Origin of the sequence: Corynebacterium sp. HMSC075D04 (genome assembly GCF_001815635.1) — a bacterium.
Taxonomy (GTDB): domain Bacteria; phylum Actinomycetota; class Actinomycetes; order Mycobacteriales; family Mycobacteriaceae; genus Corynebacterium; species Corynebacterium coyleae.
In genome coordinates this window covers 5,513-13,088 of the sequence record NZ_KV821337.1, presented here as the reverse complement: position 1 = coordinate 13,088, position 7,576 = coordinate 5,513, and the positions used below count along the sequence as shown (strand labels likewise).

At 59.3% G+C, this 7,576-nt stretch carries 5 protein-coding genes and 3 tRNA genes; 6 read left to right on the top strand and 2 right to left on the bottom strand.

Annotation, left to right across the window (positions count from 1 at the left end):
• Positions 1-529: hypothetical protein (locus HMPREF3048_RS12270; RefSeq protein WP_168167338.1), on the top strand; the 529-nt coding region annotated here is incomplete at its 5' end.
• 53 nt (positions 530-582) lie between these two features.
• Here HMPREF3048_RS12270 and HMPREF3048_RS04890 read toward each other — a convergent pair.
• A complete protein-coding gene (locus HMPREF3048_RS04890) occupies positions 583-969 on the bottom strand; it encodes a hypothetical protein (RefSeq protein WP_070771360.1) in 387 nt (128 codons plus the stop codon).
• A 74-nt stretch (positions 970-1,043) separates the two neighbouring features.
• Between HMPREF3048_RS04890 and HMPREF3048_RS04885 the strand changes: the two genes are divergently transcribed.
• Positions 1,044-1,134, top strand: a tRNA-Ser gene (locus HMPREF3048_RS04885).
• A 2-nt stretch (positions 1,135-1,136) separates the two neighbouring features.
• Positions 1,137-1,209: transfer RNA gene (locus HMPREF3048_RS04880), tRNA-Arg, on the top strand.
• Positions 1,210-1,251: 42 nt separating this feature from the next.
• Here the strand turns inward: HMPREF3048_RS04880 and HMPREF3048_RS12635 are convergent.
• Positions 1,252-3,855: a hypothetical protein gene (locus HMPREF3048_RS12635; protein WP_141758860.1), complete on the bottom strand. Its 2,604-nt coding sequence runs from the start codon at positions 3,853-3,855 to the stop codon at positions 1,252-1,254.
• Between the two features lie 169 nt (positions 3,856-4,024).
• Between HMPREF3048_RS12635 and mgtE the strand changes: the two genes are divergently transcribed.
• The 3 genes from mgtE to HMPREF3048_RS04860 all read left to right on the top strand — a co-directional run.
• Positions 4,025-5,377 carry a magnesium transporter gene (mgtE, locus tag HMPREF3048_RS04870; protein ID WP_070422014.1) on the top strand — a complete coding sequence of 451 codons (1,353 nt, stop codon included), beginning with the start codon at positions 4,025-4,027 and terminating at the stop codon, positions 5,375-5,377.
• A gap of 73 nt (positions 5,378-5,450) precedes the next feature.
• Positions 5,451-5,526, top strand: a tRNA-Arg gene (locus HMPREF3048_RS04865).
• 138 nt (positions 5,527-5,664) lie between these two features.
• Positions 5,665-7,576: MSCRAMM family protein (locus HMPREF3048_RS04860; RefSeq protein WP_168164665.1), on the top strand; the 1,912-nt coding region annotated here is incomplete at its 3' end.

Below are 7,576 nucleotides of genomic sequence, written 5' to 3'. Positions count from 1 at the left end.
CGAAACCGTCACCGAGACTGTTCCGGTTCCGACCACCAAGGTTGAAAAGCCGAACGGCAAGACTGACAACGGTGCCTGGGAGCGTTGCGTGGCTAACGCTGTGGCGTCCCCGCTGCTGTACCTGGTGCCGATTGCGGTGCTTGGTGCCGTCGGTGGCGAGTTGGCTCGTCCGTACATGGGCGCGATCAACGAACAGTTGGCTAAGGTCAACGCTGACATTCAGGCGGCGATGCGTCGCGATACTCCAGATCGTGGCCACGGCGGCGCCGGCCGAGACAACGACCAGTTCGCGGAGATCCGCGCGCAGCTCGATGCTGCGAACCGCCAGATCCAGGCGATTGGCAACGACCCGAACATCCAGCGCTTCGGCACTATCGCACTTGGCGTACTTGGTCTGGTCGCTGCAGGTGGTGTGCTGTACGACTGGTGCTCGAACGAGAAGGGTGAGGCGTTCACCTCGATCAAGGGTGGTTCGTCCGAGCCGATGCCGATCACTACGGCACCGGTGACGACGACTCCGGAGAAGTAACCGCCAGCAAGAAAGCCGACCTCGAGGGACTTAAACCTCGGGGTCGGCCTCTTTTATGGGAAGAGTTCCGGCATGGTGTGGAACTGACGCTCGCCGGGGACGTCGCGCAGGATCTCGATGGCGCGCTTGGTGTCGGGACGGTTCTGGCCGGCGACGACCTGGATCTGCTCGAGGGGGAGGGGGTTGGTGAGGTGGATGGGGGTGGTGGTGTCGTCGATAGGCGGAATGCCCTGGAGATCACCCACTGGGATGCCGAGGAGCACCGTGCCTGCGGGGGCGTCGCGTAGTACTGACGTCTTCGGCGTGAAGTGCAGCTTGCCGGTGAGCGGCCCGGTGCCGAGGGTGTCCAGCGCCGCGGGGAACCAGAGGAGGTAGTCCGCGGTGTCGCCGGAATTGTCGCGTGCTGCCAGTCCGGAATTGAGCCACGTGTGGATTTTCATGCGGCCGAGTATACGGACGGATTTCGGTGATATTTGGCTGCTCGCCCGGATACAGGTAATGTGTACGCAGCGCTGGAGATGTGCCAGAGTGGCCGAATGGGGCTCCCTGCTAAGGAGTTGCCCCCTTGACGGGGGCCGCAGGTTCAAATCCTGTCATCTCCGCCATTGCGCCCGTAGCTCAACGGATAGAGCATCTGACTACGGATCAGAAGGTTGGGGGTTCGAATCCCTCCGGGCGCACAAGAAAAACCCCCGCTCAGCGGGGGTTTTCGCATTGAGGGGCTACTGCGTCTCGACGACCGGCGCAACCGTAGTCGGCGCCTCCTCCTTATCCTTGCGGGACGAGCCGTTGACGTTGATGTCAACGCTCTGCACGTCCGGGACACAGGTGCGTACCGCGGTAGCGATCAGCAGCGCGGAAACCAGGCCGACGATACCGCCGCCGATTGCCATCGCCTGGGCAGGATCGAGGCCAGCGTTGCGGGCGGCCTCGGTGAAGATGTCGCCAGCCTGGCCGTTTGCCTGGCCCAGACCCGGGAGGCCCGCCTGGTTAGCCAGCGCGAGCGGCAGCATCAGGACCAGCGGCACACCAAGGCCGACGAGGGAAGCGATGCAGCGCGGGTCGGAGGACCCACCGGTGGCGTTGACCTTGGCGCCGACGAGCTTGTCGCCGCCCTGCTGGTCGCCGTTGCCACCCTTCTTCGAGGAGCCACCCGAGCTGCCGAACAGACCACCGTTGGCGTTGTCGCGGATGTCCGGGTTGGCGTTGTTCGTGACCACAACGGAGTTGTTCGAGCCGTTGTCGTTCGCGTTGCCGGTGATGACAACGGTCGGGTTGGCGTTGTTGGTCGCCACGACCGAGTTGTTGGAACCGTTGTTGTTCAGGTTGTCGCGCGGGTTTGCATTGTCCGTGACGACGACCGAGTTACCAGAACCGTTGTTGTTCGCGTTGCCGGTGACAACAGGGTTCGCGTTGCCCGTCACAATGGCCGAGTTGTTCGAGCCGTTGTTGTTGGCGTTGTTGGTGATGACCGGGTTGGCGTTGTTGGTGACCACAACGGAGTTGTTCGAGCCGTTGTTGGACCCGTTGTCGTTCATGTTGCCCGTGATAACCGGGTTCAGGTTATCCGTAATGACAACGGACGGGTTGCCGTTGTTGTTGAAGTTGTCGCGCGGGTTCGCATTATCGGTAACAACCACGGAGTTGTTGGAGCCGTTGTCGCGAATGTCCACCGTCGGGTTCGCATTGTTCGTCACGACGACCGAGTTGCCGGAACCATTGTTGGAGCCGTTGTCGCGAATGTCCACCGTCGGGTTCGCATTGTTCGTCACGACGACCGAGTTGCCGGAACCGTTGTTGGAACCGTTGTCACGGATCTCCACGGTCGGGTTGGCGTTGCCGGTGACGATGATGCCGCTCGGCTGCACCTCAACCTTGACGATGCCCTCCAGCGGGCTCTTGCCGTCCTTACCGCCACCGAGCAGGCCGCCGAGAGCGTTGCCGATGACACCACCAAGGCCGCCGCCGCTGCCGCCTTCGGAGCCTTCGCCCTTGCCGCCACCGATCAGGTTGCCAATGAGGCTGCCCAGGCCGGTGCCACCGGTCGCACCGCCGATGATGCTTCCGAGCAGCGGGCCGAGAATGTCTGCTGCGGTACCTGCTACTTCAGCCGGGGTTTTGGACGGGTTCTTCGCAGCAATCTTCAGCGTTGCCTTGAACGTGTCCTTCGTGCCGTCGTCGTGGACCTGCTCGACGGAGACAGGCAGTTCAATGTCGCCTTCCGTGAAGGTGGTCGGCGGGGTGATGCGGACGCCGTCGGCGTCGGTGGTGACGCTCCAGCCGGTCGGCAGGCTCACGCCACCCTTGCTCAGGGTCACGCCCTTCGGCAGCTTGAGCGCATCCAGCGTCTTGGCGGAGGTGGACTTCTCAAAGTCGACCGGGTAGGTCTTCTCCAGTTCCTTTTCCCAATCGCCGACGGGGCGCTCGTCGATAACGTTCAGACGCAGCGTGGTCGTGAACGCCTCGCCCTCGGCGGGGGTCACCTTCACGGCGATGTCCTTGTTGCCGGTACCAAAAGCAGTCGCGGACTGCGGGCGAATCACGGTGAGGGTGCCGTTGTCGTTACGGAAGTTCCAGTTGAAGATCGTGTTCGTCGTCGGTGCGACGGTGTCACCCGGCTGCAGTTTCAGGCCTTCGACCACTGCTTCCTTCTTGTTCCAGAAGTTGGCGGTGTTGAAGCGACCGTTGAAGGCGTTTGCGGTTGTCTTCGGGGCATTGCTTGTCGACGACTCCTCCGCCGGCGGGGTAGCCGTCGTCGGAGCCGGCTCAGAGGTGGGCTCTTCTGCAGGAGCGGTCGTGGTCGGAGCGGGCTCCTCCGAGGTTGGGGCCTCAGGTGTCGGCTCCTCCGAGGTAGGAGCCTCAGGCGTTGGCTCCTCTGGGGTCGGGCAGGCGTCGGCAGGCTCGGTGAACGTGTTTCCCTCGGCCTTCTTATCCACGACGTTGACCTTCAGCGTGGTGTCGAAGGAAGAGCCGTCGGCCTTGGTTACCTTGATCGCAATGTTCTGGTTGCCCTTCCCGAAGGAGATCGCAGCCTCTGGACGGATGAGAATCAGGTTGCAGCCGCTGGTGCGGAAGCGCCATTTGTTGCGGGCGAGAAGGGGTGCCGTTGCTTCGACCTTGTCGCCGGGCTCAAGCACAAGCCCTTCCACGACTGCTTCGTCGACATCCCAGAAGTTAGTGGTGTCGTAGGTCTTCTTGAACGCATCTGCGTCGACAGCTGCTGCCACTGGGGTGACGCTGACGGGGGATACGAATGGCGCCACCAGCGCCAGGGAGAGCGCGCCCGCCGCGATGGATACGCGTCGGGAACGTACAGTTTTTGCCATGAGGGCTCCTTGGGTCTGGGCGATAACGCCGATTCCTGGGTGTTTCCGCGAGATGTATCGCAAAACGTTCGTAAAGTTTTACACATGCGTAATAAATGCGGAATAGCTATCTGGGAATAGCCCCCGCTCGGGTGAATATGAAGCCAGGTACGCTCGCGGTGTGAGAGCTATGCAAACGGCTGATTTGGCCAATATTGAACGGAAGTTGCGGCGCCGCCGTCTATCCCCGCGCGATTTGGCTGCTATGCAGCACAAACTCGCGGGGATGGACTTGCGTGACATCGTCCGTTTGGTGGAGCGGCAGCCGTCGAGACGCGGTGCGGAGCTGGTGCGACTGCTGCCAGCGCCTCGAGCCGCTGTGCTTTTCGACGCCCTCGCGCCCGCCCACCAGGCCGAAATCGTCGAAGCCTTAGGTGATCATCAGATCCCCGGCCTGTTCGATGCCCTCGGCACCGAGGACTTGGTCATGCTGCTCGATCACATGGATCCGGAGGTGGCGGAGCGGGTTCTCAACGAGTTGGATGAGGACGACCGCGCCTACACAGACCTGATTCTCGCCTACGAGAAGGGGTCGGTCGGCCGTGTGATGTCGCCGAATGTGGAGGCGGTTGGTGCGACGGAGACGGCGCAGGAGGTCGTCGATAAGCTGCGCGCGCATGTTGATGACCTGGAGACGATCTACACCGTGCCAGTTATCGACGACATGCACCACGTCACCGGCGTACTCAGCCTGAAGGACCTGTTCAAGGCGCGTGCGGACGACGAAGTGGGCACCATCATGCGCGAAACCCCCACCGTCGTGGAGAGCGAAGACGCCGAGTATGCGGCGCGTCGCCTGCTCGCGTCTGGTCACCTCGCGTACCCGGTGGTGGATAACGGCCAGCACCTCGTGGGCATTTTTACTTACGACGAGGCCCAGGACATCGTCGAGTTCGCCGACAGCGAGGACTCCGCACGTCAGGGTGGTTCCGAGTCGCTGAAGCAGCCGTACCTGTCCACGCCGGTGCTCAACCTGGTGCGATCCCGCATCGTGTGGCTGCTCGTGCTGGCGGTTTCCGCGATTCTGACCGTGCAGGTGCTCGGCATCTTTGAGGACACGCTCGCCCAAGTGACCGTGCTGTCCCTATTTATTCCGCTGCTGACCGGCACCGGCGGCAACACCGGTAACCAGGCCGCGACAACGGTGACGCGTGCGCTAGCGCTTCACGACGTGACCAAGGGCGACATCTTTAAAGTCATGTGGCGCGAACTGCGCGTCGGCGCGACCCTTGGTTCGGTGCTTGGCATCCTCGGTTTGGGTATCGCGTGGGCCGTTTTCGGGCAAGAAATAGGCATTGTGATCGGTTCCACACTTTTTTGTGTGTGCGCCATGTCCGCGACCGTCGGCGGCATCATGCCGATCATCGCTCGCGCAGTCGGCGCCGACCCGGCGGTGTTCTCCAACCCGTTCATCTCTACCTTCTGCGACGCGACCGGTTTGGTCATTTACTTCCTCATCGCCAAGAGTGTGCTTGGCCTGTAATAGTGTCCTGAACTGCCGTTTTGGTGGTGCGCCCTGCCGGGTGTAATGTTCTTCTTCGTTGCCAACAGGCACTGCGCCCGTAGCTCAACGGATAGAGCATCTGACTACGGATCAGAAGGTTGGGGGTTCGAATCCCTCCGGGCGCACCAATTTTGGGAAGGCCCCACACGGATCGTGTGGGGCCTTTCTCGTGTCCAAGTTTCTTAGATGAACTTTCGATGAACATTAAGGAACTCTTTGAAGCTGAATAAGCCCTGATTAAACGGGTATTTCAGGTGTAAGCGCGCTTGAAAGCAACTGTCCAAATTGGTAATTTATTTGGCAGTCTCGTGCTGAAGTTCGTGTTCTATGTACTTCTTGCCCGAATTTCTCCCGTTATAGATAAATCAACCATTGGAGCAATCTTGAATAACGCTTCTAACCCGTTCGATTTCAACGCGAACGCCGGCGCGCACCGTTCCGCACGTCGCGGCTTCTCCGGCAAACGCACCGCGATCGCGGGTATGACCGCAGTATCGCTGGCGCTGTCTGGTTTGGCTGTGCCGAGTGTTGTTGGTGGTTCCTTTGCCTTTGAGGCGGCCGCAGAAGAGCAGCTGTCAATTAGCCAGGTTCGTCCAACTACCCAGGGGAAGGACTGGGTTCTTTACGCTGGGGACAACGAGCCGAAAGGTTTGGAAAACGTCAAAGAGATCACATTTGATGTCTATTTGACGGTTTCAAATGTCGATGCCCCGAATCGGTCTCAAAAACGTAAGATCAAAGCGCTTGATGAGAAATTTGCGAACCAGGTGCTGACTGTTGAGCAGGGTGACCGATCAGTGATGGTCAAATCTGCCAAGGTTGAGAAGATCTCAGAAGATGCTAAGGGGAAGTACAGTCGGCGAATCACCCTGGAGCTTGAGAATCCGATTGATTATCGCGTCCGTGATGGCAAGTCATTCCTGATTCGCGCGAAAGGTGCGAGCAATGCGGGATTCCCGGGCCGTGGTGCGTCCTTCTCTGAACTCATAATGAAGGCGAAATCCACCAAGGGTTCTTTGTCTGGAACTGCGAAGCGTGGCTCAATTCAAAAGGTTGAACTCGTTGATGCCAATGGAAGATCTACGTCTGTATCGGTGGATGCTGACGGTAAAATCTCGGCATCTGGCATTCCAGAGGGGGATTACACCCTTGTAGTTACACCAGCAGACGGATACGCAAAGCCTGATGGCCGGCAGGTGAAGATTGAGGCTGAGAAAGAGAGCAAACTCGGAGATATCACTCCGCAGCGCGAGAAGGGTTCCATTGAGGGGTCTGTAACGAATGCCCCAAAGGGCTCGAATCTGAAGATCCGTGTTACCGGAGACGAAGATGCCACCCGCGATGTTGAAAAGATTGTTGACGTAAATAACGGCGAGTACTCGGTTACGGATTTGCCAACTGGTAAATACCGGGTCGAGGTTGTGACCGAAACTGTTCCTGGTGACCTTGCCGTGCCTGACCCGCAGAGCGCTAACGTTACGAATAATGGCATCGAAACTAAGAACTTCTCGCTGACTAAGCGAATTGGCTCCTTGACAGTAGAGCTCGATACTCCTGTACCGGTTAAAGTTAACGCTCTCCATAACGACACCGATACCTACAGTTTCGGAACAAAAGATCGTGAATTTACCTGGGAAAAGGCCCCAATTGGTTCTTACGTACTAGAGGTGAAGACACCTAAGGGTTACTCGGTCACAGGCGAGGTCGCGACATACGTCCCGGAAAACAGCGATGGTAAGGTCACGTTGACCGTTACCCGTGATAAGGGTTCGGTGTCTGGTTCGGTTGATCCGGATGTTGTGTCCAAGGTCGAGTTGGTTGACCCGGAGACGCAGGAGCGTCGTGAGGTGCCGATGGATGGCAACGGCAACCTGGACCTGAAGGAAATCCCGACGGGTGACTACACGGTTGTGGTCACTCCGAAGGATAAGGATAAGTACACCGCGCCTAAGGATCAGACAGTGGAGGTGAAGAAGGACCAGGACACCAAGCTGGAGAATGTTGCGCCTTCGCGCGATAAGGGTTCGGTGTCTGGTTCTGTGGATCCGGAAGCTGTTGAAAAGATTGAGTTGGTTGACCCGAAGACGAATGAGCGTCGTGAGGTGTCGATTGATTCCAACGGCAATGTGAAGCTGGATGAGATTCCGACGGGTGACTACACGGTTGTGGTCACTCCGA

Coding starts and splice junctions, on each gene's coding strand:
- HMPREF3048_RS04890 (WP_070771360.1), bottom strand. CDS start 969: ATGAAAATCCACACGTGGCTCAATTCCGGACTGGCAGCACGCGACAAT.
- HMPREF3048_RS12635 (WP_141758860.1), bottom strand. CDS start 3,855: ATGGCAAAAACTGTACGTTCCCGACGCGTATCCATCGCGGCGGGCGCG.
- mgtE (WP_070422014.1), top strand. CDS start 4,025: ATGCAAACGGCTGATTTGGCCAATATTGAACGGAAGTTGCGGCGCCGC.